Source organism: Pandoraea sp. SD6-2 (assembly GCF_000389825.1).
In the GTDB taxonomy this organism is placed as follows: Bacteria; Pseudomonadota; Gammaproteobacteria; order Burkholderiales; family Burkholderiaceae; genus Pandoraea; species Pandoraea communis.
Map to the genome: position 1 here is coordinate 186,431 of NZ_KB944439.1, position 26,024 is coordinate 212,454.

Sequence of the window (26,024 nt, forward strand, 5' to 3'; positions counted from 1 at the left end):
AAACGCCTTTCTTCCCGCATTCCGGACACCGCAGGCGTTTGGGTTTGGGCACGCCGTAGCCCTGTCCAGCGCGGATTCCCATTACTCATCCCCGCCCACCTGCTGCGCATCTGCGGCGCGTTTGTGTTCATCAGCATCCAAAGCCTGTTCAACGTCGGCAGTGTGTGGCGTCAATAGCTCGCCGCCATTCACGGGCGCGACGTAGACGATGCGAGTGCGGTAGCCTTCGGCCGCCAAGAAGCCGAAATCGTGTCTAGTGACATCCCGCCATGAGGCACCTAATCCCACTTGATAGATCGCCTCTTGCCCTGCGCTCTGTGCGGCTGGCGTGGGGGCGGCAGGCTCAAATAGCGGAACGATGATTTCTGCAATACGCGCCCGCAGTTGTTGGGCATCGCGGAACTCGATGGCAGTGTCGCGCAAGAGATTCACGAGCATGGCAACTTCGTGCGCATCAAACGTCACGGTCTTGAGGTCAGGCATTTGCGATCTCCGAGGTTTCGGTAGCCGCTTTCTTCGCGGCGTCGTACTCGCGAATCGCCCATGCGATTGCGTACAGGTTCCAGACGAAATGGAAGGTGTATTCCTTGCAGTTCCATTCCCAGCAGTCGGTGAAGAGGTCCGGGAAGTCACGAGCGTGGAAATCGCGCATACGCCTGAACGCGTCACCCTCGTCCCGGTGGTCGAGCACGGGCGACAGGATATCTTCCTGAATCTCTGCCATCAGTTCAGCGCGGCGCTCATCGGAAATTTCGGCGTCTTCCAGATGGCTCTCGATGCGCTCTTTCAAGCGCTTCTCGAACTGTTCGACCGAAAACTCTTCCGCACGCCCACGCCCATATCCATCGCTGGCTACCGCCTGAAGCTTCTCGCACCAGTAACCCTTATTGATGTACAGCTTGGCCGGGTCGCCCCGATCGTCAGTGCGGAAGAACTCGAACATGTCGGTCAGCCGCGAGAAGACGTAAGTGCCCATATCACCACGGATGCACAGTGCGCCGGGCCACGTCAGGATCTCGAACCAGTACGATGAGCCGCCCTCTGCACGCCGAAGCGCGATATGGCGATTGACACCGTCGTCACGAATCACCGTCATTTGGTGCGTGGCAACGTCTTGCAGGAATCTCTCTTGGGTGCAGGTCATGCTTCCACCTCTCTTGCGGCTGCTGCGTGGCCCATGCAGCCATGCTCTTTGTGATCGAAGTTGTCGCACTTGCCGAACGGGATGAAGTTGTGGCCGCGCGACAGTTCATCAAGCAGTTCGGCCTTCGCCTCGTCGGGCGTCATCGTGCGACCGTCGTCGTGCTTGAACATCCCGCGAAAGTCACGGGGCTTCCAGTTCATAAGTGCGCCGCGCACATCGAGGCACAAATGAAAACTCTTGCGCTGATGCGTTAGCGTCTGCACCACAGAAGGCGGCGCAGGATCGGTATTCAGCCCTTCGGGGCGTGGGTCGTAGGGGCTCATGCTAGGATTGCCCTCCTAAACAAAAAGGAGAAATCGCTTGGATAAGTGGTCAAGAAGAATCGGGGGATTGACCGTTGCACTGACATGCCTTTCGGGACATGCGGCAGATTGGGCAGGCTGGGTTCGTGTGCCGTTTCCGCCATCGAAGGACGGGCCAGAAGCGTCCATCTGGTGTCAGAGGCCTAAGCCGTATTACCCTGCCGAATGGGCTGATGCGGGAGAGGTAGGGGTGGTAAAAATTCGCGTGGTCGTTGCCCCGTCCGAGCGCGTGGTCTCAGCATCGGTTGTGCAATCGTCTGGATTCGTGCGTTTGGACGACGCTGCTCTTGCTGCAGCGAAAGCTGTCCGATGCCGGGCCGTTACTGGCGATATTCCGTCCCCTGGATTTTCCGCCATCATGCCTATTTCGTTCGAGGCACATTAGAGGGCTCAAACGAGCACCCCCCAGCGTCTGCCGTCCACGCCGGCGGTATACGTCGTTCTTCGCTGCGAAGAGTTCTAGCGCTTTCACCACTGACGCGCTAAGGGTGACGGTAACTTTGCTCATGCTAGGATTCCTGAAAATTTCGGGGATGGCGATGGACAAGGAACAAAATGGAGATCAGGTGAGCATCAGCCTGAATCGGACCATCAACACATATGCGGAGCTATGGCATGGAGCAAAATCGTTGGCGGCGAAAGGTCGTGCCGACGTCGATGGCTCGTTTTGGACGCTCATGGGGGCTCAGATTCTCTTTGCGTTCAGCATCGAGGCGTACTGCAACTACGCTCTTCCGTATGTGTTTTCTAACCTAACGGAGAACCGCCGGCGGGATGTTGCCCAGCGCCCTCCTGTGTGCAGGATTGCACTGATCTGCGCGTCGCTGGACGTATCGTTCAATGAAGGTGGCGACGAGTTGAACGCGCTCCAAGAACTATTCAGATTGAGAAACTCATTGGCGCATGGACGACAGCTGGATCTCGCCGAAAGCAAGATGTACGCGGCGGAGGACGTCAACGATCCAGCGAATTTTTGGCTTTCCGCACCTTGGGAGGCGATGTGTACAGTGGACGCTGTAGACAGGACTCAGGATGTCGCTTATCGGATCATCACGGGAATTCACGGAAGATTGCCAACACATCTCGGGCGTCCGTTTAAATTCGGCGTCGGTTCTGGATTGGCTCAACTGGTGCGGTCGTAGTTACAAATCTGCGGGTCGTTCAAGTACTCCCGCCAATGCACCCATCGCGTTGGCGTGTGAAACCCCCAGTTGCGCTGCCACGGCCCCAGGATGAAAGGGGGGGCGCGTAGACAGATCGACCAGCACGATGGCGGTTACGCCGCTTGTTTTTGCAGTGCCGATTGAATGTGGTCAATCAAAGCCGCACAAATCACCTCAAAGTCGCCTTCGTGGTACAGCTTCGCGGCCTTGTCGGTCGCGGCGTGAGTGATGCCAAGGCTGGCAAGACCGTCGGCGGTCAGGCTAATCGGCGAGAGGCGCTCATTGATCTGCCCGAGGCGAAGCGTGGGTGCGCCCTTTGAGGCAGCGCGCACAGTCGTATTCCAAGGCGGCGCATCCGGTTTCTGTTGGGTCGGCCCGGAAGGGCTGACTGCCGCAGTAGGTATTGCCGGAGCGCCCGGCGTGACCTTCTGCGCTTCCGCTCGCTTGTGCTGCTCGATCCGCGTCGTGACGGCCAACTGAAAATCCTCGGCCGGTTTCTGGATTAAGGATTGCAGGTCACGGAACAGGAACACGTGGCTTTCGTGCTGGGCGAACCAAGCCAACTTCTCGCGCAAATCCCGCGCGGCGGCGTCAGCGGCGATCTTGCCCGCGGCGACGGCCGTGTCGACGGCGTCGTGGAGGCTCGCGAGCGTGCGCTTGTTCTTTGCCGCTGCCACGAGGTCCGGTGCGGGGATCACGATTTGGACCGGCTTCAGTTCGGCGTTCAGCGCGGCCACGTGATCCGTGTAGGCCTTGCGTCCGCCGACAATGATTTCGCCCTTGATCTCTTCTTTGCGCTTCGTGACGAGTTTGTCGAGGCCCAGCCGCTTTTCGCGGAGTTGGGACTTGATGTAGTCGACCGTGCGCATCAGCTCGTCGATGCTGGCCGTCTGAGCGAGTGCTGCGTTCTTCGCGACTTCGAGTTCCTTTTCGGCGGTTTCGCAGAACTTGACCGTCGCTTCGGCGTTCGCGAAGTCTTCGTCGCTCTTCAGGTCGGTCTTGATGCCCTCGATGAAGCGCTCAGCAGCCGCTCGGAACGTCGGCAGGTTGCTCGCAAGCACCTCGCCGCAGATCTGCACGGCGAGCGCCGGCAACGCCATGATTGCGTCGGCCTGCGGCTTCTCGACAATCTCGACCGGCGCGTAGCTCACTAGGTCGCTCGCGAACTGTTCCCAGCCGGCCTGCAGTCGCTCGAACCATTGCGCATCAGGTTCGATCTCGATGCGCTCCATGTTGTCGGGCGTGCCGTCCGAGACAACGAAAATCACCTTCTTTGCACCCGTCACTAGCATGACCTGCTGGCATTGCGGCCAGTACTCTTCGGGCAACTCGCCAGCGCGCACAGCTTCAGCCAGTCCCGCGTTCCATTGCTTGTGCTCGAACGCGATGTCTTCGGCCATCGTCAGACCATCGCACGAAGCGGACAGGCGCCCCAGTGAACAGGTAACCGGGTACAGATCGTCTCCGATGATGCCCTCGACGATCGGGCGTGCCAGCGCTTCAACCTCGTGGCCGTAATCCAGAATGTTCTTCTGAACCCAGTCCGAGAACTCGCGCGGCGTGCCGACATACTTCATGTGCAGTAACTCGTTGCGCTTTACCTTGGACGAGAGGCCAAGCATTGCGGCGGCTTCGCTTGCGCCGAAGTGCTCCAGGCGGAACTGCGCCCATTCGTCAGATCCCTGCACCAAGTTGTGAATGATGCGTTCAGTCATTTTCGTGGCTCCATGCGTCGATCGTCAGCTTCTGGTCTTCGGTGAGGCGTAGCCGCGTCTCGATCATCGCGATCAGGTCAGCGGGAGTTTTGGCCTTCTCGATGATTTGCTTCCGCCACCCGTCCTTCTTTTTTGCGAAATCCTCGGCCGTGCAGGTGGGGATAGTCTTGGTTTCGCTCTGCGTCGCCGCGCCGGCTGCATCGCCGCCTTGCTGCTCGGCGCGGTTTTCCATCACCGACTTCCAAGTGGCTTCGCCATCCTTGATGGCGCCATAGATGCCGCGCAGATCGACCAGTTCAGTAGGCGAGCAGGTGTCGAGTGAATGGCCGAGGTACTTCGTCAATTCCTCGACTTTCACGCCGATTTCGTGGAACGCGTCAGCGATCCGCTTACGCTCTGCTGCTGGGTCACGCGCGGCCTCATCCATACGAACAGATTTGATGATTCCCTCGGCTTCGTCCTGCAAATCGCCGGGGATAATGCGCAGGCCCAGCGTCCGTATCGCTTTCGAGATCAGTGCCGCCCGCTTGTTGAGCAGGTCGTCATCGTTGGCCGTTACCGTGTACGTCATCTTCCCGTAGCTGTTCTTGCGAACCGAGATATACGTACCGTCGTCCATCGGCTTCGAGCGCTCGACCGTCTTCGAGACCCGCACGTCGAGCGGATACGTGAGGTTCGATTCGAGGTCGGTCACGCTGACGCGGTGCACTTCTTTGGCGTCGTCCTCGAAGATCATCGTCGTCTCGACAAGGACGTTCGACATACAGCGCAGCGCGACTTCGACGAAGCGAATGCCGAGCCCCTCGACACCGTTGCCGATAGGCTTTCGGTAGTAGGCGCTCTTGTTTTTGGCGAACGTGGGTCGGCGGCACTCGTTGATGAGATCCTGGCGAACTCGATCCCAGTTGCGGGGCCGCTGCATCGCCATGATGTAGCGAGCCTCAACCATCGCTTTGGACTGGGCGGCGACTGCTGTCGATGCGGTCTCGACGACGGCCATCGTTTGGTGCTGTGCGCCGAATTCGTTGCGTGTGGTCAGTGCGTTGGTCATGGTCACTCCTGCGGGACGGCCGGCGCCGGTTCGATCTTCATGTAGGGATACTTCTCGGCGAACGGCTTGATGGCCTTGTAGAAGTGCGAGCCGATAGACTCGGCGGTATCGAACGCGATGAAGTCAGTGGCCGACACGTTCGAGTAGTGATAGAGCGAAGAGGGCGCGCCATCCTTCGTCTTGAAGCGAACTGCCAACGTGTTCGACGCCGGGTCGTGGCCGATGCTGTGGATCTGCGACGACTGGACTTCCTTCATCTCGATTTGCACGGCGCTTGCGTGCTGGGCTTGGTTCTCGATCATGGTGTTCTCAGGGGATACGGACGAAAACAAGGTCGGTGCCTGTCCAAACACCGCGAAGAACCCAGCCCTTCGCGCGCATCTCGATCAGGAAGTCGTACATAAGCGGGTCTGACATTTCAGTTCTCCCAGGTGGTCAGGCAGTACGTCGTGTCGTGCGCGACGCGGCAGGCATGCCAACTCGTGACTTCGCGCCACGCCATGAAGGCGAGGGCGGCAACAATCAGCACGACGGTGAGCGCCAAGCGGGCGGGGGTGTTCATTACGCGGCACGCCCGTAGACGGGTATTTCGCTGGCGTCGGCGTCGACGCAGTATTTCGCGCCACCGACGAGTAGAAAGAAGACGATCAGGATGAAGAGGACGCGGCCGCAGAATGCGCCGAAGTCGCGGGCGAGGCGGATCATGTTTCACCTCGCGCGCGAATCATGGCGTCGGCCATCTTGTAAGCGTCTTCCGCGATCTGTTCGCACGAGGACGTCCAGTCTTTGTTCGGCTCGGGGTTTTGATCCCCCTTGCGCCACTCGTCCCAACCCTTGATGGCTTCCGGCAAAGCCTTCGCCGCGAAGTAGTCGCGCACGGTCATGCCGAACGCTGTGCCGTGGCCGCCGTACTCGCTCGCTGCGACCGGAAACGCTGCACCGCCGTTCTTGATATCGCTCATACACGCACCTCGCCCTCGGCAAAGACGTTGATCTCAACCTCGAACGCGACCTGCAGGATTTCGCCGGCGCGCTTCGTGTCCTGCTTGATGAGCGCATCCTGCAATGCGCAGTAGCCGTCGTAATCGGTGTCGATCAGGCGCTGCACCGCGTTCTGGACGTCGGCTGATTCGGCGGCACGCTCGCGGGCCGCACGCTTCAACTCGTCGAGCGTTTGCTGACGAACGTGTGCGCCGGTGTCTCGCGACACCGCGCATTCGAGTTGTGTGTACATGGGGATTCCTTCTGACGTGCGGGGGGCGCCCCGGCAGAACACCGGGGCGATGCGGCTTTAACCATGTCCGCCATGGGCCTCTGAGCGTTCAGGCTTGCTTCAAACTAGAAAGGGAGGGAAGTCTGATATGCTGTTTTCGGCTTGGCTGCAGTGCCCGGCTGACCCGAAACGACCCCCGAATATTCCATCTGAGGAAGCCAATGAAGAAGCTTCTCGTAATTTTCGTCGCCGCGTTGTCGGGCGCAGCAAGCGCCCAGGGAAATAACTGCGATTGCCAACAAATTGTCGGATCGTGCACCGCTTCCATCAGCGTGGTTCCGACTCAAGTAACCAAGGGCAGCTACGGCGCGGACTTGAAGATCACGTCGACTGCACCTCAGTGCTCAAAGGTTGACTACTACGTTGACGGAACGCCGTACTTCACTGTACTAAGCCAGGGTAATCAGGGCGAAGACCGTGTGTTTGGCCAGAAGCCAATCTCACGGTCAAATATCTCCGGGGTCGCGTGCCACGTCTGCAAAGTTCAATCTTCGGCAAGTGGTTCTACCGCTAACCAGCAGGGCGGCGCGGGCTCAGGCGCAAGTGGGTCGCCGAAGGACCGTGCACAGGCGTTCCTGCAGGGAACGTGGTGCTCGGATACGGGAAGTGTCCATACCGTCATCAAAGTCGCCGGCAGTAACGTAACTTTCGCGGCGAGCTACGAAGGCGGGCCCCCAAGCTACAATTCCGGCGCATTGGTTTTGCTCGATAAGGACGAGTTTGAATTCCGCAGAGGTAACGGTACCGATCTGTTTCGTATCGAAGGTCAGGGGTTCCGATGGACTGGGCGTAATGGGGGAGCATCACCTTATCCCGACAATTTGGCATATCGGTGCGCTGGATAATCAGCGCTCACCCTCAAGAGAGCAGACCCGAGATCCTGATCAGATCGGGGAAGGGGGATACGGGCTATTTAACGTCGCCGCGCCGACGCGGGTCTGCATCACTTGAGGATGCTCAGGAGTTTTTCATCATCAATATGGATGATTCAGTGCGAATTTCGCTGGAATAGCATTGTGGTGCGGCGCATCACTTAGGGTTTGCCTCGCTCTATGCCCAAAGGTCTCGTCCGCGTGAAGAAGATGAGAAATGTGCTTTTCAGGGGACTTCATGAAATCCAAACTCTTTTTATTCGCTACCGCTTTTCTCGCACTGCTGGCAGGTAGTCAGGCTGCAAATGCAGCAGAGCCGTGTTGGGATGAAATGGTGGCGGCTAACCGCGCGAATGGCCCCGGAGGACGAGCCGGTGCTGATGCGCAATGGGATAGCCTCTCAGACGAGCAGCTTAGAGCGGACTTGAACGATTACAAGGGCTTCCGACAGTCTTTTCGTGCACAAGGTCTTCAGGGGACGCCTGACTACAAATGGGTTGAGTGCACAATAAAAGCAATGGAATCTCGCTTGAAGCCAAACAGTAACGAGGCCAGCGCCAAGGTGTCGGAGGGGAGCAAGTCGCTGTACGACAAGCAAGTCAGCAAGTACCGAGACGGCACTCAATGCCTGAAGCTGATCCAAAGTCACGACAGCCTGAACAACATGTTCTGGTACAACGGTTGCAAGTTCCTCATCTCTGTTAGCTGGATCGACTATGGAGAGAAGAACGGCGCTGGCTTAAGCGCGGCGGGTCCCATTTCCCCGGGGAAAAAGGAGGTCATCACTCCCGTGAAAGGGCGCTATACGGCAGCCGCTTGCGAATATCCCGGAACGGTACGAGCACCAAACGGTGAGCGTTGGAACCCTCAATCAATGGATCGGCACAGCTGCCGCTAGCGCAAAATCTTCTAGGGGCAAAACTTTTCCGGGGGGGGGGCGCCTTCCCCGGGGAGGTGTTAGGCGTTTCGCATAGCCTGGCGGGCAGCGCGATAGGCGCGCAGCCACGCTGCTCGGGGCGTTTTCGTTGTGCCGCTGCCGCGATAGCCGTTGCGGATGGCTCGATAGATCGCGGGGGCCACGTACAAGCACGCGCAGTCAGACTCACGGACGGCAGTTTCCTCGCGGATCATCCAAGCGGCGTCGTTGCTCTTCGTGACAACGTGGTGTGCCTCGACGGCTGCATATCCGAAGGCGCGCAGCTTCGTATAGCTGTTGCGGTGAGATTTGGTCACTTCGATATCTCCTGCATCGTGTATATGGCGCGGCTCTCGGAAGAAAGCCGCTTCATGTACAGCTCACGCAGTGCCCCGGCTACACCCGGCCAAGCCGGCTCCGGGGTCTCCTGCGTTTTGTGCCGATTACCTCGCCATCGACACGATGTGTGGGCGCCGCGATGAACTGCGGAAGCCAGTCGGGCCAGCCGACCAACCATTTCCGCGTTTCCAACCGACTCATCCACGCGTGTGGGAGATGTGTGCGCATGGCGGCGCTATGGCCGCGTGACACCTTTTATCCGTCGAATTTTTAGAGAGCACCCGAGAGGTCGGGCGGGCAGCGATGTGTGCTGCGTTGGAGTGAATAATAGAACTGCTATTAAATATGCACAATAGTAATTCTAGTATTTAAGGAGAAATAATAGCTATCGACATTCTTGTATTGATAGGAATTGTCGGGCGTGGACGCAAAAATGCCCGCTCGCGGCGGGCAGCAGGCAACAAAAAACCCGCCGAAGCGGGTTTGTATGGTGGCACTTGTCTGAGAGATTAAAACCAGTGGAATCCTTTGGCCATCATCCCGGCTAGCCCTATGGCGACGGCAATAATGGCGCCAAAGGTCAGACGAAAATCTGTGGTGCGAATGCCGGAAATATCGTTGCTGCGAATCGGCGCTGGTGAAATCTCAACGATCTCAACGCGTCACGGGCTTTGCCACCTACGAGAACGTCCAGATGCTCATTGTCGGTGCGTCTCGTCCGTTACCTCCTGATGACGCACGTTAGACCGTGCGACGCGAGGAAATCATTTCGTTGCAGCACGCTCGACGAAAAGAACGGGCTCCGGGCCTCGATCTTGTCCCCGCGTCGCTCAAACAGGATTTGCATTTCGAGATCTTTCCCGGTTTCCTGTCGTCGCAGCACCGGGAAATATTGCATAGATATGAATGACGTGCCTGTCTTCAAATCTCGATCAACCTGGGCAAAATCAGTCGTTGAAAATCCGCGGCTGCAATTTTTGATGAAGTCGAAGAGAGATTGACCATCTGCCAGGCGGATCTGTTTGGCAAAGTACAGGGCACGGTGAAAGTCCTGGTGCATCCACCGTGCAGTCTCGGGGTCGGCATCCAGCTCGCGCGGGATGCGGTACCGGATGCTACTGATGTCTGGGTATTCTTTGAGAATTTGACGGTCGAACTTGTCGAAGGTTAGGCACTCTTTATCGTCATAACAACCAACATCACTTAGAAGCTTCTTTTCTGCCGGCGACTGTGGAAGTTCGATTGATGCAGCCGGCAATTTACGCTCACTGGACTGCATCGCCGCAGAAGCTGGAGCATCCGTCTTGCGTTGCTCATCGGAATCATTGTCGCAGGCCGACAAAACCGAAATCACTGCTGCGGCCCAAGCTGCCATTAGGATTTTGCTCACTCAAGATCCCCGAATTTTGGTGGCTATTTGCTGTTTCTTATAGCTGCTTGGTGCCGGTTCAGATTGGCGCAATGACGCACTACCGCAGCATGTTCTCTCTACGTTCGATGCATACACCGATTACGTGAAGGTGATTGCGCTCGTTTCTAGCTCTTTGGCTTCTGATAGACCTCAAGTTCACCGTTCATGGCATCTTGAAGAATGGCCCAAATGAGGGAGCCTTCGGCTGCGGCCACCGTATCTGTCCGAGCTTTATATCCATCGAGGTACGTCTCTGATTTCACGAACTTGCAGGGGGATTCGCAGGACACCTTGTTGGTCACACCATTGTCGATGAGATCTACACGGTATTTTTTCCCGGTCTTGCCCTGATATCGCACCATCAGCAACGCCTTCGTTGCGGTCCCGGCTTTTCGGTCATCATCGCTTAGTGCTGGTTGATAACCATATTCGCCATCTTGAGCGATGGAGTAGTAGTGAGTTGGCTGAGGCGGTGTTGGGGGCGCTGGCACTTCTGTCGGCCGGGATGCGCTCTTCGGCTTCTCCTCTGAATCGCCACATCCGGTCAGCAACGCCGCCATGGCGAAGGCCGCGATAATTCCCGATTTGGTCATCATATTTTTCTCGTTTTCACTGGTGAAAGTTGGTTTTTCCGGCGCCTGAAGCGCAACGTCCAACAAATATGTCCCTTGGGGTCAAAGCTTGGTCCCGCGCCACGCATAGACCACTCTGCCAAGGATCTTGAATTTCTCGCGCTCGCCATTCTGGATCAGGTACGGCTCGTACTTCTTGTTGTCTGAGATCATGAGAATTGATCCGTCCGGACGACGCTGCAGCCGTTTCACGTACAACTCATCGCGCAGAGCAAGAACATAAATCGCATCAACTTTCACGTCGACCACGCCACGGTCAACCCATAGCAAGTCACCGTCGTTGAAGGTACCTTCCATCGAGTCTCCGAACGCTGGCAAAAGCGCAAGATTCCTTGGGCTGGACACATTTGGCAGGGTGTCCCGGACCCATGTCCGGGTGACTCTGATCTGTTCCACGACATTGTCATAGTCGGGCATCGGGAAGCCATTCCCCATGGACGCGCGTACGTCGAAGCGCGGGATCTCAATCTCGTCCGCCAAAGCCTTTGCAAAATCGAATCTGGTCAGATGGGCCGCGGCGCTGGTCGGATCGTCAAAGTCAGCATCCGTCAACTCGCTCACATCAGGGAGAACGTCAGAGGGGGGCGGACCTTCATAGTTACGCAGTGCAGGCGAAATATGTAACGCAACGCTCATGGCCTGTTTGGCGAGCGTCGGGCTGAAATCGGCAATAGAAACGCCTAGACCGCGCGCGAAGCCGGCGGCGGCCTTCGCATTCAGCGGGCTTCGCGCATTGAGGTACTGCCAAACCATCCCCTGCGAGCCGATCTCGAACTTCGCGCCGAACGCCTCTTGCGATAGATCGGATTTGACTTTGAATAGGGCCTTCAGACGCGCCGCGTCTTCGATCTGCCAGGGAAGAAGGGTTGTTTTTGCCATAGGGCGAATATAGCGATTCTATTAATGAGTTCAACAAGGATTCCTATTGACCAAAACAAATAGTGATACTAGTATTTGGGCATGGACATCAATACCTATCTTCACGAGAACCGGCTGACGCAGACTTGGCTGGCGGGAAAACTTGGCGTAACGCCCGGGGCAGTGTGGCAATGGATTCGCTCTGGCCGATTTCCGCCTGAGCACTGCCCGACGATTGAGCGCCTCACTGACGGCAGCGTCAGATGTGAGGATCTGAACGATCGTGTGGATTGGGCATACATCCGATCCCACCCGGAAGCCGAGGATCCACCCCGAAGCCCTCGAAGTCGCCCTCCCGCCCAAAGAGGCGGTGAGGGCGCAACGGCTGACGGGGACACTGCGGGGGCGATCGCATGACGAAGATCACCCCGATTCGCCGCCGCTTCGGTTTGCTCGGTGCCGTCGCCTCGCTTTTTAGCGCGTGGCGGCTGCATCGCGCTGATCGGAAGCTGGCCAGTCCCTATTACGACCCGAAACAGTTCCGGGGGCGTCGATGATGCGATTTCAGCTAGTACAGCCTCGGCATCTTGATCTGGTACGTCTTTCCGGTGAGGAAGTTCGCTTTGCATGCGTTGCAGTGAAGAAAAATCTTCCCATTCCCTTTGTGCGTCTGGAGTACTTCCTTCTTCGACGCGTTGTCCATGCAGGACTGGCAAAGGTAGTGCGCGGGATCGGTTATTTCATCCGGCGTACTTCCGCCGTTGTAGGCGAGGACGAAAACACCTTCCGACAGTTCATGAAGGCGGTACTTCGCTCGCTCCGACTGCCCTTGTTCAAGCTCAGCGACGCGTGCACTGATCTTTCGCTTGTCGTCTTTGAGCGCATCAATCTCGTCGCGTGCCGCCGACAGCTTCTCTTGCAATTGAAGCGCGGCGTTTGTGACATCGAAGATCCGTTCATCCAGTACTTGCTTCGCCTCGGCGAGCTTCGATTGATCCCGTGCTGCGACGGCTGTCTTCGTCAACTCGAATGCACTTTTCAGGCCACTCAATGCGGCACTGATGGATGCAATGTCCATGGGGTTTCCCCTTGTTTTGGTTTCAACGGTGTAGGAACCAACGATTCTAAGGCAGGTGGGAATCCTCACCATTTCAATCCGGCGCAATCGCGCCGCCTCGTTTGCTTTGTTGGAACCAATCGTATGGATCACGAACCGCACGTGGGAGCAACACATGAAGGTTGCTGAGAGAAACGAAAATGTGGTAGTGGGCCTGATCGCGAAACGGACTCAGATAGCCGTCGCGAACGCTCTCGGCATTGACCGAACGAACTTCAATCGCTTCCACAACAGCCGCGGTCACGGGCTGTCCCTCAAGAAGTTCTGCGAAATGCTTGAGCTGCTCGGGTTGGATCTGTCTCGGCTCGACGGTGCGCCGGAAATCCCAGAAGACGTCGACACGGTCACGATGCCCCGCGCTGAGTACGAGGCCATGCTCGAGCGACAGGACGCGATGCGCACGCTTCTCAAGCACTCCCTGGGGGACTGACCATGTCAGGGAACAAGCGCATGCCATGGTCGCCGGAAGACAGCGCTCGGCTGACGGATCTGTGGGACTCGGCGCTCCCCATCAAATGCATCGCCGAACATTTCCCCGGGCGCACGACAAACGCGGTGCGCAAACACGGCCGCTACGGTTTGGGGTTGCCAGATCGCAATGGGAAGCGGGGGCGGGCTACATCGATCGCCTGGGGCGCGATTCAGCGAGAGCTGCGGAAGGTGCCGATGGGCGATTCGAAGTATCTCGCGATGGTCACAGGCTACTCGCGGCGCCAGATCCTGCTGCTTCTGAGCGAGCACCACGAAGCAGGCGACTTGCATATCGCAGGCTGGGTACGTTACGCGCCGGCTGGCGCTTGGGCGGCACGCTTTTCTCTCGGGAACGGCGTCGACGCTCAGAAGCCAGAGCCGCTGACGCGCAAAGAGATCGACCGACGTCGCACTCTCAGACTGAGCAAGGATGCCGAATATCAGGCCGCCCGCTGCGCGCGTGCGCGCGTCCGCTATGCGATCAAGACAGGCAGTCTCGTTCGACGAGACCCCTTGATCGCGGCTCTTTACGGTACCGCGTAGGCGGGGAATCAATGGCACGAATTCGTTCAGTCAAACCCGAGTTTTGGACGTCCGAGCAAGTGATGGACGTCTCTCGTGACGCTCGTATCCTTTTCATCGGGATGTGGAATTTCTGCGATGACGCTGGGATTCACTCGGCCAACGAGAAGCGGTTGAAGGCTGAGGTGTTCCCGGCCGACGACCTGACTTCGGCGGATGTTCGGCGAATGGTCGACGAACTGCTTCGCGTCGGATTGCTCGACGAGTATGAAGTCGCCGGACAGCGCTTCTGGATCGTTACCGGCTGGCATCACCAGAAGATCGATCAGCCGACGTTCAAGCATCCTCGCCCGGACGGCACTGTTCCGTCCGGTGCGCCGAAGCGCCGTCAAACCCGCATGAAATCGAAAGATTCGGCGAGTGATCGCCAATCGGACGGCGAACATTCGTCTAATGATCGCGGAATGTTCGGCGAACACTCGTCGAACGAACGGGGAGCGGACGGTGAACGTTCACCCCCGGAGAGGAGTGGAGTGGAAGGGAGTGGAGTATCAAAAGGTAGTGGTACTTCAATCGTCGTAGGCGACGACGATGAAAATCGCAGCCTTTCCGATGCTAGCGACTTCACGGACCCCCGCGTGCCGGCCAACCCCGCCGAGTGGGCCACGTACTTCGGCGACGAGCACGGCATCGATATCGACCCAACGAGCATCCACGAGCGCAAGCGATTCGTGCCTCTCGCGACGGCATGGTGCAACGCCCGGGTGTCGGTCGGGCGCATGCGCAAGGCTATCGAGAAGGCTCAGGACGAAGCCACCGAGCCAATCGTGTTTCTCCCGGCCTACGTCGACCGTGTGCTGGCGAACCAGGCCGCGCCGCGCGCGTCGCCGCGACAGGCCGAGAACGCAGCAATCCTCGCCGGCCTCGCCGGTAACCCAATCGGACACGACTATGACCACGACACCATCGACGTTGAAGCGCGGCACGTCAGTTGACTGGCCGCAAGACGCGGCACCGCAGCGGCTTATCGAGCGCCTGTTCACCGTGCTTGGCCAGCGCTACGGCGCCCGGCTGGCGGACATGTGGCGCGGCGGGGATCCGTCGAAGCCCGAGACAGTGCGGCAACACCTCGAAGGCGTGAAGCGGCAGTGGGCGCTCGATCTTGCCGATCTGACCGCAGCCGAGTGGCAGCGCGGCATCGCCGCATTGCGCGATCGCCCTTACGTGCCGACCTGCCCGGAATTCCGGCTGCTCTGCCGCCCGCGTCAGCACGTCAACGAACTGCTCGAGTACGCCGTCGCGCAGTTGCATCGACGGGACACCGACGGCAGCGACGTCTGGCCCGATCCGGCACTGTTCTGGGCGGCCAAGCGCGTCGGCGGGTACGAGATGCGCACGCTTGGTCGGGACGTCCTCGTGAAGCGATTCGCCGCAGCACTCGATGCGGTGCGTGACGAGGGAAACCTGCAGCCCGTTCCGGCCGCCATGGCCGCCTTGCCTGCACCCGGCAAAGCCACGACGGACAAGGCGACAGGCCGTGCGCACCTCGCCGCGATTCTGGCAGGACGCCCGGGCCGCTCGGAACGCTCGCTCTCGCGTACGCGCGAGGCGTTGCTCCCGATTGCAGATCGCCCCGACGCCGTGGCGAAGTTGCTCCCGGACTCGGTCCTCGCGTACGCGCGAGAGGCAGAGAAGGGCGCGGCACGAGCCCCGCAGGCGTGACGCATGGATCTGTGCCCACTCTGCCAGGCAAACGCCGGTCGGCTCGACTTCACGAAGCCGTGCTGTCGGGTTCGTCACCTGATGGCGTTGCCCAAGGTCGAGATGCGGCGGGCGACCCTCGACCGGTGGCGCAGGCAGTTGGGCGATACCGCAGTGAATCGGATTGAGAACGAAGTGAAGGCCCGGTGGGCAGCGAGGAAAGCATGAGTACGTTCAATTTCAGAAGTTCGGCGAAGACGCGCATGCAGGCGCTCGGTCGCTTGAAAGCAGGGCAGCGGAACAAGACGGAGACGGCCTACGAGGCGTTGCTTGAAGCCCGTCGACAGGCTGGAACCGTCGCCTGGTACAAGTTCGAAGGCCTGAAACTGCGACTGGCCGACAACACGTTTTATTCGCCGGATTTCTTCGTGATGCTCGCAGACGGAACGCTCGAGGCTCACGAGGTGAAAGGGCATTGGCAGGATGATGCGCGGGTCAAGATCAAGGTTGCGGCTGAACTGTACCCATTCAGATTCATCGCCGTGCGCCCCAAGCCGAAGCGAGAAGGCGGCGGCTGGCAGCAAGAGATTTTTGAGTAATGGATTGGCACTTTTGACGGGGATCAGGCCAATGAACGAAGCATTTCAAGACACTCGACAGGCGCTCCACGTGGCGTACCTCGTTCTGTCGCTGCCGCCTCGGCAGAAGGCACCGTTTCGCAACATGCTGATTCGGATCATCGAGTCGATTGACAAGCCGACGAAGGCGCAGGAAGCATGGCTGAACGAGTTGCGCGGGCCGCAGGGCGAGTTTGACTCCGAGCGGCTGACGCTCGAGGAATTCCGCGCGCAGTGCGCCATGATCACGGACGCGGCGCGCACACGGCTGCCGTCACCAGAGTATGCGGCGGTGCTCGCGCGCTTCGCGCATGGAGACGAGAAGGTGGCGGGCATCAATACGTTGGCCGTCTGGTCGCGCAAGTCGAGCGGCATCACGGCCGTGGCGCTGCTGCGCGACCTGACCGCGTGGAACTACCTGCCGCGTACGAAGCGGGAAGGAGTGTCGATCCGGGATCTGGCCGAGCGCCACAAGATAGCAAAGAGCACGGCGTTTCGCGCGGCCAAGTGGATGGCGGCACGCTTCACGGAACTGGAAAATCTGGCAGTGGCGAGGCTCGAAGCGGGCTTCGTCTCGCATGGCGTCGTCCCATCTTCAACCCATCCCGCGTGCGATTATGCGCAGCCCGTTGCAGCGTAAGGACTTCGAAGGAAAAAGCTCTTGCAGTTTTGGGACAAAGCACCTAAGATTTCGCCATACTCAGCAAAAGTACGTTCAAAGCCCGCCTAGTGCGGGCTTTTTTCATTGTTTCGGCGCTATTGCAGATCCGATCGCCGAATCGATGAGTGCGCGTGTTTTCTCGAAGGCCTCGATTTGTGTGTCGGACCAACCGGCACCGAGCGATGTTGAGAGCAGCGTTTCCATCCAGTGATTCATGGCCCGCTCGAGTTGTGGGGTTCGCTCCACAGTACTCAGAAGTGCAATCATCGCAGCGAGAATGGCATGCGTATTCCCCGCAGTCGTCATTGTGGCTTCGACCAGTGACTTTTCCATTGTGGATCCCTAGGCTGATGAATTAAGCGTGTTCCATCTCGCGCTGTGCCGCGAGTGCCAGAAACGCCGAGCGCGACATATGGCGCTTCTCGGCCACCGCATCGATCTGGTGAACTAGCCTCTCTGGCAGGCTGATGTTCAGCCGAATAGCCTTGCTGCTGACCTTCGACAGATCGATGTCAACGAACATCCAGCAGCCGGTACCGTCATCCACCTCGTGCGCATGCAGTTTGTGGATGTCGTAGGTCGGTGCCGGGATAGCATCGGCGCTGTCTTCGTACATGAGTTCGACGGCTTCCTGCGCCATACGCTCGAGTTCGTCGAGTGTATCGGCGGCCGTGTGTACGCCCGGAAGATCCGGAAAGGCGGCACCGAAGGCGCTTTCGCCTTCCTGCCACACGTAGATCGGATATTTCATTCGCTTCTCCAGTCAATGCCCGCTTGCTTGAAGATTGAGCGGGCGGTGCCAATCGGCATGTCCTTTTTCGGGTGCGGGACGATCACCACTCGACCGTTCTCATGCCGAAACTTGTGATGGCTGCCGCGCACCGACACTTCGGTGAATCCGGCGGCTTTCAGTCGTTTGATGATGTCTGCGCTTGTCATGTGTGTAACTTTACGCAATACACAACGTTGTGTAAAGAAATTATGCGCAGCGTGACGCGTATCGGTTGATTCGCCCGGCAGGGCAAAGACCATAACGCCGCGTCGCTGCCCGGGCCAGCCGGCCAGTGTCCGATCCTTCTCAGAAATAACCCCGGCAGCGCGCCACATGTCGCCACCCGTACCTCCTGCGGGGAAACGAGCGGTGGGGGCGCGTGCAGCAAAAAAGCCCGCTTTCGCGGGCCTCGATTTTTACTTGCCTTCGAGCTTATCGGCGAGAGTTTGAATCAGCGTCGCCAAGTACACCGCATCCTGCTTCCCCGCATCGGCTACAGTCGCTGCAGAGTTAAAGCCGCCAAGAGGTATCGACTTGCTCTCCAACGCGATCTTAACGAGTGCGAGAGCGTTGGAGCGAGCATCGATTTGGTCGTAGTTCAGCATCTTGTGTTTCTCCGTAGTGTGGAGTGCTAAGTTTGCCATATCCCCCCGCGCGGCTCCGCGACTCCGCGCCAGATTCCCTGTCGTCTATGAAAAGGCCCGGCCAACTCTCGATCGTCTACCGATCGACCGATGAGCTGGCCGCTTACGAGAACAATGCGCGCACTCACAGCGCAGCGCAGATCGAGCAGATCCGCGAATCGCTGCGACAGTTCGGCTGGACCAATCCGGTTCTCATCGCAGACGGCGGGATTGTCGCCGGGCATGGCCGCATTGAGGCGGCGATCGGGATGTGGGAATCGGGCGAGAACGTCGCCATGTGCCCCAAGCCGTTCGAGGTGCCGACGGTCGACCTGTCGCACCTGGACGCCACCCAGCGACGTGCCTACATCCTCACGGATAACCAACTTGCGTTGAACGCGGGATGGGACGAAGACTTGTTGGCGGCTGAACTGGCCGAGCTGAAGGAAGACGGCTTTGACCTATCTGTGATCGGCTTCAGCGACGCTGAGCTGCGCGACCTGCTAGCAGAGCCGGGTGAACCCGGGCCGGACGGCGCTGGCTCGTTGGCTGAGCGTTTCATGGTGCCGCCGTTCAGTACGCTCGACGCACGCGCGACGGCGTGGCAAGACCGGAAGGACGCCTGGCTGGCGCTGGGCATCGAATCGGAAGTAGGGCGCGACGCACCGTCGTACGGAAACGCCAGTGAGACGCAGAAGGCTGCCCGCGGTGCCACGGCGCAGCACCGCACCAGCGTGTTCGACCCGGTGCTGTGTGAATTGGCGTATCGCTGGTTTTGCCCTGATGGCGGGACGGTGATTGACCCCTTCGCCGGCGGTAGCGTGCGCGGCATCGTTGCGGCGCGCCTCGGCCGCCAGTATGTCGGCATGGAACTGCGCGACGAGCAGGTGGCCGCCAACCGCGAGCAGCTTCACCTGATTGCGCCGGACGATCCGGCACCAGCGTGGCAGGTGGGCGACAGTCGCCACATCGGCAAAGCCCTGAAGGGCATCGCGGCGGACTTCCTGTTCTCGTGCCCGCCGTATGCGGACCTCGAACGCTATTCGGACACGCCGGAAGACCTGTCCACGATGAAGTACCCCGAATTCCTTGCTGCATATCGCGACGTCATCGCGGGCGCGGCGGCGCTGCTGAAGCCTGACCGCTTCGCCTGCTTTGTCGTGGGCGACGTTCGGGCGCGCAGCGGCGCGTATCGCAATTTCGTGTCCGACACTATCACCGCCTTCCTCGACGCCGGGCTGACGCTCTACAACGAGGCGATCTTGCTGACGGCATTGGGCAGCGCGCCCATCCGCGCAGGCAAGCAGTTCGCCGCCAGCCGCAAGCTCGGGAAGGTGCACCAGAACGTGCTGGTGTTCGTGAAGGGCGACTGGAAAAAGGCCGTCGCGGCGTGCGGCGATGTGGACATGACAGATGTTCAATTTCCCGATCCGGATGAGTAACCAATCCAGTCGATTTCAGGGATTTGCGAAAACTCCCCCATGAATGAGGTCCGAGCATGGCCCTGTGCGGAGCCAAAGGCCGCAACGGTCAGCCGTGCAAACGACACGCCTCAGTGGGGGCGAAGCGTTGCAAATTGCACGGCGGGAACAACAAGCCGGCCGCCAAGGGGAACACCCATGCGGCGAAGCCCGGTTCGTTGTACAGCAAGTACCTGACGCCCGAAGAGCAGGCCGATTTCGACCGTATCGAACTGGGCCGCATCGACGATGAGTTGCGCCTGACGCGCATCCGTCTGGCCCGCGCGCTGGCGCAGGAACAAGAGAAGGGCAGCACGCTTGAGGTCGAGTCAGCCGTCAAACGGTCAGCCGTCAAACGAAAAGGCGGCGGCCCGCAGGTGGCGACTGCAGAGGTGCACACGAAGCGTCGCGACTACGTGGGCATCATCGACCGCCTGACAGCGCGCATCGCTTCCCTTGAAGCACAGCGTGCTGCGATGCTGAACATGTCGCTCGACGCTGAACTGAAGCGATTGGAACTGAAGGAACGCGGCGACGAACAGAACCCCGAGCCGCCCGCATCGCGCTCGTTCACCTTCGTGGTGAAGGACGCAAGGCGCCGCACCGATGACGCCGATGACGACGCCTAGTCCAACCCTTAATGTTCCGCAGGCCCAGTTCCTGCAGATGCCGCACAAGTTCCGGGCGTACGTCGCCGGGTTCGGTTCGGGCAAGACGTGGGTGGGCTGCACGAGCATCTGCCAGCACTTCTGGCAGTGGCCGCGCATCAATCAGGGCTACTTTGCCCCGACGTACCCGCAGATTCGGGACATCTTCTATCCGACGATGGAAGAGGTGGCGGCTGTGATGGGCTTGGCCGTCAAGATCAACCAGACGAACCACGAGGTTCACGTCTACGAGGGACGGAAGTATCGCGGCACTGTCATCTGCCGCTCGATGGAAAAGCCGGAAACGATCGTTGGTTTCAAGATCGGGCACGCGTTGATCGACGAGCTGGACGTGATGCCGCTGAAGAAAGCACAGACGGCGTGGCGCAAGATCATTGCACGGATGCGCTACAACGTACCCGGGCTGCTGAACGGGATCGACGTCACCACGACGCCCGAGGGCTTCAAGTTCGTCTACCAGCAGTTCGTCAAAGCCGTGCGCGAGAAGCCCGCGCTGGCAGAGATGTACGGGCTTATCCAGGCCAGCACGTATGACAATGAGCTGAACCTGCCAGACGACTACATCCCGTCGTTATTCGAGTCCTACCCGGCTCAACTGATTGCCGCCTACCTGCGCGGCCAGTTCGTGAACCTTGCCAGCGGTAGCATCTACGCCGATTTCGACCGGGTGAAGAACCACACGGACGCGGTGATCGCGCCGAAGGAAACGCTACACGTCGGGATGGACTTCAACGTGTTGAACATGACGGCTACGATCAACGTCGTGCGCGATGGACTTCCGATGACCCTGCTAGAACGCACCAAGGTGCGCGACACGCCCGCGATGGCGCGCATCCTGAAAGAGGACTTCGCCGATCTTGGGCATGGCATCGTCATTTATCCGGACGCGTCAGGCGGCAACACGTCAACCAAGAATGCCAGCGAGTCGGATCTGTCGATTCTCAAGCAAGCCGGCTTTAAGGTCGAAGTGAATTCGGCGAACCCGGCCGTAAAGGATCGGGTGAATGCCTACAACGCTCTGATCCTGAACGCAGCCGGTGAACGCCGCTTCCGAATCAATACTCATGCGTGCCCGGTGACCACCGAGGCGCTCGAGCAGCAGGTTTGGGGTGAGGACGGCCAGCCCGACAAGAAAACCGGCCACGACCACCCCAACGACGCGAACGGGTACTTCCTCGTGAAGAAGTGGCCCATCGTCAAGCGCACGGCCACGGTCAGCACGCTGGCCGCATAACGAGAATCCAGGCATGTCCAACGTTCGAACCCCGACCGCCGCCGTAGCCGAAGCGGCCGAGGATCTCGCCTTGATCGCCGCTCTGATGGGCGGCACGCGTGCGATGCGTGTTGCTGGTAAGACCTATCTGCCGCAGTGGCCGAACGAGGCGGATGACGCCTACACGGCGCGCTTGAACACAGCTACGCTGTTCCCCGCTTTTCCGCGAACGGTCGAAGTGCTGGCAGCAAAGCCGTTTTCCCGGCCGATCACGCTTGACGACGACGTTCCGACGCGGATTAAGGAATGGTCAGAAGACATCGACCTTCAGGGTCGAAGCCTCCACACCTACGCGGCGGCGCTTGCTGACACGGTGCTCGCCGAAGGCATGGCCGGCATCCTGGTCGATTACCCGACGAAGGAAAAAGGGGTGACGACTGTGGCGGACGAGCGCCGGGCAGGTTTGCGTCCGTACTTCGTGCATATCCGCAAGGGCGACATCCTCGGATGGCGTTCGATGAGGATCAATGGTGTTGAGACATTGACGCAACTGCGGCTGCTCGAACGCGTGGCTGTCAATGACGGCCAATTCGGCGAGAAACAGATAGAGCAGGTGCGAGTTCTGTATATCGGGAAGTGGGAAACCTGGCGCGAGACTGAGAAGGTCGACGCGGACGGGAAGAAGGTCTGGGTGATTCATCAGTCAGGCACCACGACAATGAAGCGCATCCCGTTTGTGCCGGTGTACGGCAAGCGCACGGGCTTTATGACCGCCGTTCCGCCGCTGATGGAACTGGCGCATGCGAACGTCGAACACTGGCAGTCGAAGAGCGACCAGCAGACCATCCTGCACGTCGCGCGCGTGCCCATACTGTTCGCAAAGAACCTCGGCGAAGCGCAGATCGTGGTCGGCGCATCCACGGCGATCAAGGCTGACGGTCCCGACGCTGACATGAAGTTCGTTGAGCACACCGGCAAAGCCATCGAAGCCGGGCGTCTGTCGCTACTGGATCTCGAAGACCGGATGCGCCAAGCGGGCGCAGAACTGTTGGTCATCAAACCCGGCAACATCACTGAGTCCCAGACGCTCGCGGACAACGAGCAAGGCATGTGTGCGCTGCAGCGCATCGCGCACGACGAGGAAGACGCGATCGACGCGGCGCTGCAACTCATGGCCGACTGGGTCGGTGAGAAGCAGGGCGGCCACGTCACGATCTACAAGGAATTCGGCGCGGCCACGCTCGCGCAGGCGTCTCTCGAGCTTCTGCGCGACATGAACATTGACGGCACGCTGTCCGATGAGTCGCTTTTCCGCGAGGCCCAGCGGCGCGGTGTGATCAGTCCCGAATTGAACTGGGAAGCAGAGAAGAGCCGCATCGCGGCGAACCTCAAGCGCCCTGCAGCGCCCGTGCTCCAAGACTGAGCGGCCGAGCGTCGAACGATTTACCGAAGGCCCCTGGCAACGCGCCCGGGGCCTTTTTCTTTGCCTGTCCGGCGGATGCCGAGGGCGCAACGCGGCGGATGCCGCACGGAATCAAGGGCGGATGCCCGAGGAAAGCCACCATGCCATTCAAGTACGACGCCGAAGGGAACATCGTCACGCAGGACGTCAACGGTCAGAAGTTGCCGGTATTCATCAGCGCCGGCGGCGGCGAAGCCCCGTTCGACGCCGATGCCACCGTCGGCAACATTTCCCGGCTCAACGGCGAGGCCAAGAGTCACCGCGAGCGAGCCGAGAAGGCGGAAGGCACCCTGAAGGCGTTTGAAGGTATCGGTGACCCCGCTGCCGCTATCGCCGCGCTGGAAACGGTCAAGAACCTGAACGACAAGAAGCTGGTGGATGCCGGCGAAGTCCAGAAGGTGAAGGACCAGGCGATCGCGTCCGTTCGCGCTGAGTTCGATCCGATCGTCAAAGAACGGGACTCGCTGAAGACGGCACTTTTCGACGAGAAGATCGGCGGCGCTTTCGCCCGCTCGAAATTCATCGGAGAGAAGGTCGCAATCCCGGCGGACTTCGTCCAAGCGACGTTCGGCAAGCACTTCTCGATCGAGGACGGAAAGATCGTGGCGAAGGACGCGAGCGGCAACCAGCTTTTCAGCCGCACGCGCCACGGCGAACCGGCCGACTTCGAGGAGTCGCTGTCGATTCTGATCGACGGCCATCCCCAGCGCGACAGCATCCTGAAGGGCTCGGGTGCCAGTGGCGGCGGCGCGAGCGGGGGCGGGAACGGCGGCGGTGGTGGCAAGCGCACGATGTCACGTTCCCAGTTCGACGCGTTGGGGCCCGCAGAAAAGGCGGCCGCAGCGCGTGATACGAATACGACGATCACGGACTGATCAGTCCAATACCCAACTGAAGGCCGCCGCGTGCGGCCATTTTTGTTTAAAGAGGCTCATCCAGATGAAGCGTTTCCTTTCCAATCTGCGCCGTATGGCGCTGGTCGCTATCGCGTTCGCGGTCGTGGCCTATCCGGCTGCGACCATGACAAAGGTCGCTTCGAAAGCCATGGAATGGTTCCATGCAATGGCACTGCGGCCGGTCGGCGGCGTGGTCCTCGGCGCTAATACTCTGACCGGCCTCATTCCCACCATCTACGAGGCGCTCGACGTCGTCTCGCGCGAATTGGTCGGAATGATCCCGGCAGTATCGCGCAACAGCAGCGGCGCGCGCGCTGCGCTCAATGAGCTGATCACCATTCCGATCGCGCCGCCGGGCACCATGGCCGACAACACGCCGGCCGTTACGGCCCCGAATACGGGTGATTCGAATATCGGCAATGTGTCGATGACCATCAGCAAATCGAAGCACGTGCCGATTCGCTGGAACGGCGAAGAGCAAAAGGGCATGAACAACGCCGGGACGTACGGTGGCGTGCTGATGAATCAGTTCGCGCAAGCGTTCCGTACCCTGGGCAACGCCATCGAGGTCGATTTGGCCACCACGGCCTATCAAAATGCGTCGCGCGCCTACGGTACGCCGGGCACGGCCCCGTTCGGCACCCCAGGTGACCTGTCGGATATCGCGCAGGTGCGCAAGATCCTCGACGACAACGGCGCGCCGCAGATCGACCTGCAATTGGCGCTTGGATCGTCCGCAATCGCCAACCTGCGCGGCAAGCAGAACGTCCTGTTCAAGGTGAATGAAGCGGGAACCGACGAGCTGCTGCGCCGGGGCATGATCGGCGAACTTGAAGGCATGGCTATCCGCAACTCGGCCGCCATCAAGCCGATCGCGAAGGGCAGCGGCGCAAGCTATACCACGGATACCGCCGGATATGCGATCGGCGCCACGCAGATAGGTCTGATCACTGGCACGGGTACCGTGCTGGCAGGCGACACGGTCACGTTCGCGGGCGACGCGAACAAATACGTGGTGGCAAGCGGTGTGACCGCGCCCGGCGTGGTCACGATCGCTGCCCCGGGCCTGCTGCAAGCCATCCCGTCTTCGGCTACGGCTGTCTCAGTGGGTGCCACGGCAACGTCGAACCTCGCGTTCAGCCGCTCTGCAATCCAACTGATTACCCGCGCACCGGCAATGCCGATCGGCCCGGATGGCAAGGCGATGGACATGGCCGACGACGTGATCCAAGTGACTGACCCTGTCACCGGCATCACGTTCGACGTCGCTGTGTACCGCCAATTCATGCAGTTGGTCTACCACGTGCGTCTGGCGTGGGGCACGCAGGCCATCAAGTCGAACCACATCGCCACGCTGCTCGGCTAATCCGGCACGAGGCTTTCCGTAACTTATCGGGGCGGCGGATTTACGTTGTCGCCCCGGATCGCATTGGAGTGACCATGCAACTCGAAACGGTCAAAGTCGTTTCGCCGGTGTCGGACGACAACCCGCTCGGCTACATCGTGATCAACAAGACGGACCTCACCGACGAGCACGAGCTTTTCGATGAAGACGGCGCGAAGAAGGAACCAGCCGCAAAGGCGCTCACCGTCGAGCAACTGAAGGCGGCGCTCGCCGATAAGGGCATCGCTATTCCGGATGGCGCGAAGAAGGCGGACCTGCAGGCACTTCTCGACAAGGCCAACGAAGGCTAAACCATGCTCACCGACGCGCAACTGACCGATGTTCGGCGGTTTATGGGGTACCCGCTCGCGGGCACGACCATGCCGATCACGAACGATCAGGACATCGTCTACGGGCGCTTCGGGATGGTGGTCATGTCCCTGTATCAGCGGCTGACGACGCTGTCTGCGAGCGAGGAAGCGGTGATGGTCACCTATCTGGCGACCCTCACTGAACTGGAATCGGCTGTGCCTGCAACCGGCGACAACCTCGACACCCAACAGGCGGCAGTCTGGAAGCACAACCCGTATGAAATGCGCGACCGTCTGGCGCTATTCGATGAGTGGCGGCGCCGCCTTTGCGCGTTCATCGGCTTTGCGCCAGGTCCGATGCTTGGCCCCGGCGGCGCGACGATTGCCCTTAGCCGGGCCTGATATACCAC

General features: G+C 59.7%; 39 protein-coding genes. 20 read left to right on the forward strand and 19 right to left on the reverse strand.

Features of this window, described 5'->3' with window-relative positions:
• Positions 1–81: 81 nt before the first annotated feature.
• The 3 genes from C266_RS11980 to C266_RS11990 are packed head-to-tail and all read right to left on the reverse strand — an operon-like array spanning position 82 to position 1,467.
• Positions 82–483: a hypothetical protein gene (locus C266_RS11980; RefSeq protein WP_010806521.1), complete on the reverse strand. Its 402-nt coding sequence runs from the start codon at positions 481–483 to the stop codon at positions 82–84.
• Entirely contained in the window at positions 476–1,144 is a 669-nt protein-coding gene (locus C266_RS11985; protein WP_010806522.1) for a hypothetical protein, read from the reverse strand. Before C266_RS11985 ends, C266_RS11980 begins: the two co-directional genes overlap by 8 nt.
• Positions 1,141–1,467 carry a hypothetical protein gene (locus C266_RS11990; RefSeq protein ID WP_010806523.1) on the reverse strand — a complete coding sequence of 109 codons (327 nt, stop codon included), beginning with the start codon at positions 1,465–1,467 and terminating at the stop codon, positions 1,141–1,143. Before C266_RS11990 ends, C266_RS11985 begins: the two co-directional genes overlap by 4 nt.
• A gap of 127 nt (positions 1,468–1,594) precedes the next feature.
• Here C266_RS11990 and C266_RS28400 point away from each other — a divergent pair, with 127 nt between their 5' ends.
• Positions 1,595–1,891 (forward strand): TonB family protein, encoded by a 297-nt coding sequence (locus C266_RS28400; RefSeq protein ID WP_371257068.1) that lies wholly within the window; start codon positions 1,595–1,597, stop codon positions 1,889–1,891.
• Between the two features lie 154 nt (positions 1,892–2,045).
• Positions 2,046–2,648 carry a hypothetical protein gene (locus C266_RS11995; protein WP_144265797.1) on the forward strand — a complete coding sequence of 201 codons (603 nt, stop codon included), beginning with the start codon at positions 2,046–2,048 and terminating at the stop codon, positions 2,646–2,648.
• A 134-nt stretch (positions 2,649–2,782) separates the two neighbouring features.
• Here the strand turns inward: C266_RS11995 and C266_RS12000 are convergent, their stop codons facing one another.
• The 7 genes from C266_RS12000 to C266_RS12020 all read right to left on the reverse strand — a co-directional run bounded on the left by C266_RS12000 (position 2,783) and on the right by C266_RS12020 (position 6,669).
• Positions 2,783–4,384: a YqaJ viral recombinase family protein gene (locus C266_RS12000; RefSeq protein WP_010806525.1), complete on the reverse strand. Its 1,602-nt coding sequence runs from the start codon at positions 4,382–4,384 to the stop codon at positions 2,783–2,785.
• A complete protein-coding gene (locus tag C266_RS12005) occupies positions 4,377–5,435 on the reverse strand; it encodes a hypothetical protein (RefSeq protein WP_010806526.1) in 1,059 nt (352 codons plus the stop codon). The genes C266_RS12000 and C266_RS12005 overlap by 8 nt, the downstream gene beginning before the upstream one ends.
• Before the next feature lie 2 nt (positions 5,436–5,437).
• Positions 5,438–5,737 carry a KTSC domain-containing protein gene (locus tag C266_RS12010; protein WP_010806527.1) on the reverse strand — a complete coding sequence of 100 codons (300 nt, stop codon included), beginning with the start codon at positions 5,735–5,737 and terminating at the stop codon, positions 5,438–5,440.
• Positions 5,738–5,853: 116 nt separating this feature from the next.
• Positions 5,854–5,997: a hypothetical protein gene (locus tag C266_RS27725; RefSeq protein ID WP_168162903.1), complete on the reverse strand. Its 144-nt coding sequence runs from the start codon at positions 5,995–5,997 to the stop codon at positions 5,854–5,856.
• Positions 5,997–6,140: a hypothetical protein gene (locus tag C266_RS27730; RefSeq protein ID WP_168162904.1), complete on the reverse strand. Its 144-nt coding sequence runs from the start codon at positions 6,138–6,140 to the stop codon at positions 5,997–5,999. Before C266_RS27730 ends, C266_RS27725 begins: the two co-directional genes overlap by 1 nt.
• The gene (locus tag C266_RS12015) at positions 6,137–6,397 is read right to left on the reverse strand and encodes a hypothetical protein (protein WP_010806528.1); all 261 of its coding nucleotides are present in this window, start codon (positions 6,395–6,397) and stop codon (positions 6,137–6,139) included. The genes C266_RS27730 and C266_RS12015 overlap by 4 nt, the downstream gene beginning before the upstream one ends.
• Positions 6,394–6,669: a hypothetical protein gene (locus C266_RS12020; RefSeq protein WP_010806529.1), complete on the reverse strand. Its 276-nt coding sequence runs from the start codon at positions 6,667–6,669 to the stop codon at positions 6,394–6,396. Before C266_RS12020 ends, C266_RS12015 begins: the two co-directional genes overlap by 4 nt.
• A 200-nt stretch (positions 6,670–6,869) precedes the next feature.
• On the opposite strand from C266_RS12020, the gene C266_RS27445 reads away from it, so the two are divergent.
• Both C266_RS27445 and C266_RS12025 read left to right on the forward strand, forming a co-directional pair.
• Positions 6,870–7,553 (forward strand): hypothetical protein, encoded by a 684-nt coding sequence (locus tag C266_RS27445; protein WP_144265798.1) that lies wholly within the window; start codon positions 6,870–6,872, stop codon positions 7,551–7,553.
• A gap of 265 nt (positions 7,554–7,818) precedes the next feature.
• Positions 7,819–8,478 carry a hypothetical protein gene (locus tag C266_RS12025; protein ID WP_144265799.1) on the forward strand — a complete coding sequence of 220 codons (660 nt, stop codon included), beginning with the start codon at positions 7,819–7,821 and terminating at the stop codon, positions 8,476–8,478.
• A gap of 59 nt (positions 8,479–8,537) precedes the next feature.
• Here C266_RS12025 and C266_RS12030 read toward each other — a convergent pair whose 3' ends face one another.
• From C266_RS12030 to C266_RS26165, 4 genes are all read right to left on the reverse strand, one after another.
• The gene (locus C266_RS12030; RefSeq protein ID WP_010806531.1) at positions 8,538–8,813 is read right to left on the reverse strand and encodes a hypothetical protein; all 276 of its coding nucleotides are present in this window, start codon (positions 8,811–8,813) and stop codon (positions 8,538–8,540) included.
• A 743-nt stretch (positions 8,814–9,556) separates the two neighbouring features.
• Positions 9,557–10,225, reverse strand: coding sequence for a hypothetical protein (locus C266_RS28065; RefSeq protein ID WP_246831175.1), 669 nt, complete (start codon positions 10,223–10,225; stop codon positions 9,557–9,559).
• 146 nt (positions 10,226–10,371) lie between these two features.
• Positions 10,372–10,902 (reverse strand): hypothetical protein, encoded by a 531-nt coding sequence (locus tag C266_RS26160; RefSeq protein WP_144265800.1) that lies wholly within the window; start codon positions 10,900–10,902, stop codon positions 10,372–10,374.
• Positions 10,903–10,920: 18 nt separating this feature from the next.
• The gene (locus tag C266_RS26165) at positions 10,921–11,757 is read right to left on the reverse strand and encodes a S24 family peptidase (RefSeq protein ID WP_010806534.1); all 837 of its coding nucleotides are present in this window, start codon (positions 11,755–11,757) and stop codon (positions 10,921–10,923) included.
• Between the two features lie 81 nt (positions 11,758–11,838).
• Here C266_RS26165 and C266_RS26825 point away from each other — a divergent pair, with 81 nt between their 5' ends.
• Together C266_RS26825 and C266_RS27735 are read left to right on the forward strand one after the other, a co-directional pair.
• The gene (locus C266_RS26825) at positions 11,839–12,153 is read left to right on the forward strand and encodes a helix-turn-helix domain-containing protein (RefSeq protein WP_010806535.1); all 315 of its coding nucleotides are present in this window, start codon (positions 11,839–11,841) and stop codon (positions 12,151–12,153) included.
• The gene (locus C266_RS27735; RefSeq protein WP_168162905.1) at positions 12,150–12,293 is read left to right on the forward strand and encodes a hypothetical protein; all 144 of its coding nucleotides are present in this window, start codon (positions 12,150–12,152) and stop codon (positions 12,291–12,293) included. The genes C266_RS26825 and C266_RS27735 overlap by 4 nt, the downstream gene beginning before the upstream one ends.
• Before the next feature lie 11 nt (positions 12,294–12,304).
• Here C266_RS27735 and C266_RS12050 read toward each other — a convergent pair whose 3' ends face one another.
• A complete protein-coding gene (locus C266_RS12050) occupies positions 12,305–12,946 on the reverse strand; it encodes a hypothetical protein (RefSeq protein ID WP_144265801.1) in 642 nt (213 codons plus the stop codon).
• A gap of 22 nt (positions 12,947–12,968) precedes the next feature.
• Between C266_RS12050 and C266_RS12055 the strand changes: the two genes are divergently transcribed.
• The 6 genes from C266_RS12055 (at position 12,969) to C266_RS26175 (ending at position 16,804) form a co-directional block, all read left to right on the forward strand.
• Positions 12,969–13,283, forward strand: a complete 315-nt coding sequence (locus tag C266_RS12055; RefSeq protein WP_036662682.1) for a hypothetical protein — start codon at positions 12,969–12,971, stop codon at positions 13,281–13,283.
• Between the two features lie 2 nt (positions 13,284–13,285).
• The gene (locus C266_RS12060; protein ID WP_144265802.1) at positions 13,286–13,867 is read left to right on the forward strand and encodes an SANT/Myb-like DNA-binding domain-containing protein; all 582 of its coding nucleotides are present in this window, start codon (positions 13,286–13,288) and stop codon (positions 13,865–13,867) included.
• A gap of 206 nt (positions 13,868–14,073) precedes the next feature.
• The gene (locus tag C266_RS26170; RefSeq protein ID WP_144265803.1) at positions 14,074–14,841 is read left to right on the forward strand and encodes a hypothetical protein; all 768 of its coding nucleotides are present in this window, start codon (positions 14,074–14,076) and stop codon (positions 14,839–14,841) included.
• Positions 14,798–15,568, forward strand: coding sequence for a hypothetical protein (locus tag C266_RS12070; RefSeq protein ID WP_036662684.1), 771 nt, complete (start codon positions 14,798–14,800; stop codon positions 15,566–15,568). Before C266_RS26170 ends, C266_RS12070 begins: the two co-directional genes overlap by 44 nt.
• 203 nt (positions 15,569–15,771) lie before the next feature.
• Positions 15,772–16,146, forward strand: coding sequence for a hypothetical protein (locus tag C266_RS12080; RefSeq protein ID WP_010806542.1), 375 nt, complete (start codon positions 15,772–15,774; stop codon positions 16,144–16,146).
• Positions 16,147–16,177: 31 nt separating this feature from the next.
• Positions 16,178–16,804 carry a GP66 protein gene (locus C266_RS26175; RefSeq protein ID WP_010806543.1) on the forward strand — a complete coding sequence of 209 codons (627 nt, stop codon included), beginning with the start codon at positions 16,178–16,180 and terminating at the stop codon, positions 16,802–16,804.
• Between the two features lie 102 nt (positions 16,805–16,906).
• Here the strand turns inward: C266_RS26175 and C266_RS12090 are convergent, their stop codons facing one another.
• From C266_RS12090 to C266_RS12105, 4 genes are all read right to left on the reverse strand, one after another.
• Entirely contained in the window at positions 16,907–17,158 is a 252-nt protein-coding gene (locus C266_RS12090) for a hypothetical protein (protein WP_010806544.1), read from the reverse strand.
• A gap of 22 nt (positions 17,159–17,180) precedes the next feature.
• Complete coding sequence (locus C266_RS12095) at positions 17,181–17,576, reverse strand: type II toxin-antitoxin system HicB family antitoxin (RefSeq protein WP_010806545.1); 396 nt, start codon at positions 17,574–17,576, stop codon at positions 17,181–17,183.
• Complete coding sequence (locus tag C266_RS28405; RefSeq protein ID WP_371257067.1) at positions 17,573–17,932, reverse strand: type II toxin-antitoxin system HicA family toxin; 360 nt, start codon at positions 17,930–17,932, stop codon at positions 17,573–17,575. The genes C266_RS12095 and C266_RS28405 overlap by 4 nt, the downstream gene beginning before the upstream one ends.
• Before the next feature lie 81 nt (positions 17,933–18,013).
• Positions 18,014–18,202, reverse strand: coding sequence for a hypothetical protein (locus C266_RS12105; RefSeq protein WP_010806547.1), 189 nt, complete (start codon positions 18,200–18,202; stop codon positions 18,014–18,016).
• 86 nt (positions 18,203–18,288) lie between these two features.
• Between C266_RS12105 and C266_RS12110 the strand changes: the two genes are divergently transcribed.
• The 8 genes from C266_RS12110 (at position 18,289) to C266_RS12145 (ending at position 26,016) form a co-directional block, all read left to right on the forward strand.
• Positions 18,289–19,662: a ParB/Srx family N-terminal domain-containing protein gene (locus tag C266_RS12110; RefSeq protein WP_010806548.1), complete on the forward strand. Its 1,374-nt coding sequence runs from the start codon at positions 18,289–18,291 to the stop codon at positions 19,660–19,662.
• A gap of 56 nt (positions 19,663–19,718) precedes the next feature.
• The gene (locus C266_RS12115; RefSeq protein ID WP_010806549.1) at positions 19,719–20,309 is read left to right on the forward strand and encodes an HGGxSTG domain-containing protein; all 591 of its coding nucleotides are present in this window, start codon (positions 19,719–19,721) and stop codon (positions 20,307–20,309) included.
• Positions 20,296–21,582 carry a terminase large subunit domain-containing protein gene (locus tag C266_RS12120; protein ID WP_036662762.1) on the forward strand — a complete coding sequence of 429 codons (1,287 nt, stop codon included), beginning with the start codon at positions 20,296–20,298 and terminating at the stop codon, positions 21,580–21,582. The genes C266_RS12115 and C266_RS12120 overlap by 14 nt, the downstream gene beginning before the upstream one ends.
• Before the next feature lie 13 nt (positions 21,583–21,595).
• Positions 21,596–22,984 carry a DUF4055 domain-containing protein gene (locus tag C266_RS12125; RefSeq protein ID WP_010806551.1) on the forward strand — a complete coding sequence of 463 codons (1,389 nt, stop codon included), beginning with the start codon at positions 21,596–21,598 and terminating at the stop codon, positions 22,982–22,984.
• Positions 22,985–23,124: 140 nt separating this feature from the next.
• Positions 23,125–23,898, forward strand: coding sequence for a DUF6651 domain-containing protein (locus C266_RS12130; protein WP_010806552.1), 774 nt, complete (start codon positions 23,125–23,127; stop codon positions 23,896–23,898).
• The gene (locus tag C266_RS12135; RefSeq protein WP_246831176.1) at positions 23,798–25,285 is read left to right on the forward strand and encodes a P22 phage major capsid protein family protein; all 1,488 of its coding nucleotides are present in this window, start codon (positions 23,798–23,800) and stop codon (positions 25,283–25,285) included. Before C266_RS12130 ends, C266_RS12135 begins: the two co-directional genes overlap by 101 nt.
• Before the next feature lie 74 nt (positions 25,286–25,359).
• A complete protein-coding gene (locus tag C266_RS12140; RefSeq protein WP_010806554.1) occupies positions 25,360–25,614 on the forward strand; it encodes a HeH/LEM domain-containing protein in 255 nt (84 codons plus the stop codon).
• Between the two features lie 3 nt (positions 25,615–25,617).
• Entirely contained in the window at positions 25,618–26,016 is a 399-nt protein-coding gene (locus tag C266_RS12145) for a hypothetical protein (protein ID WP_010806555.1), read from the forward strand.
• The last annotated feature ends 8 nt before the right edge of the window (positions 26,017–26,024 follow it).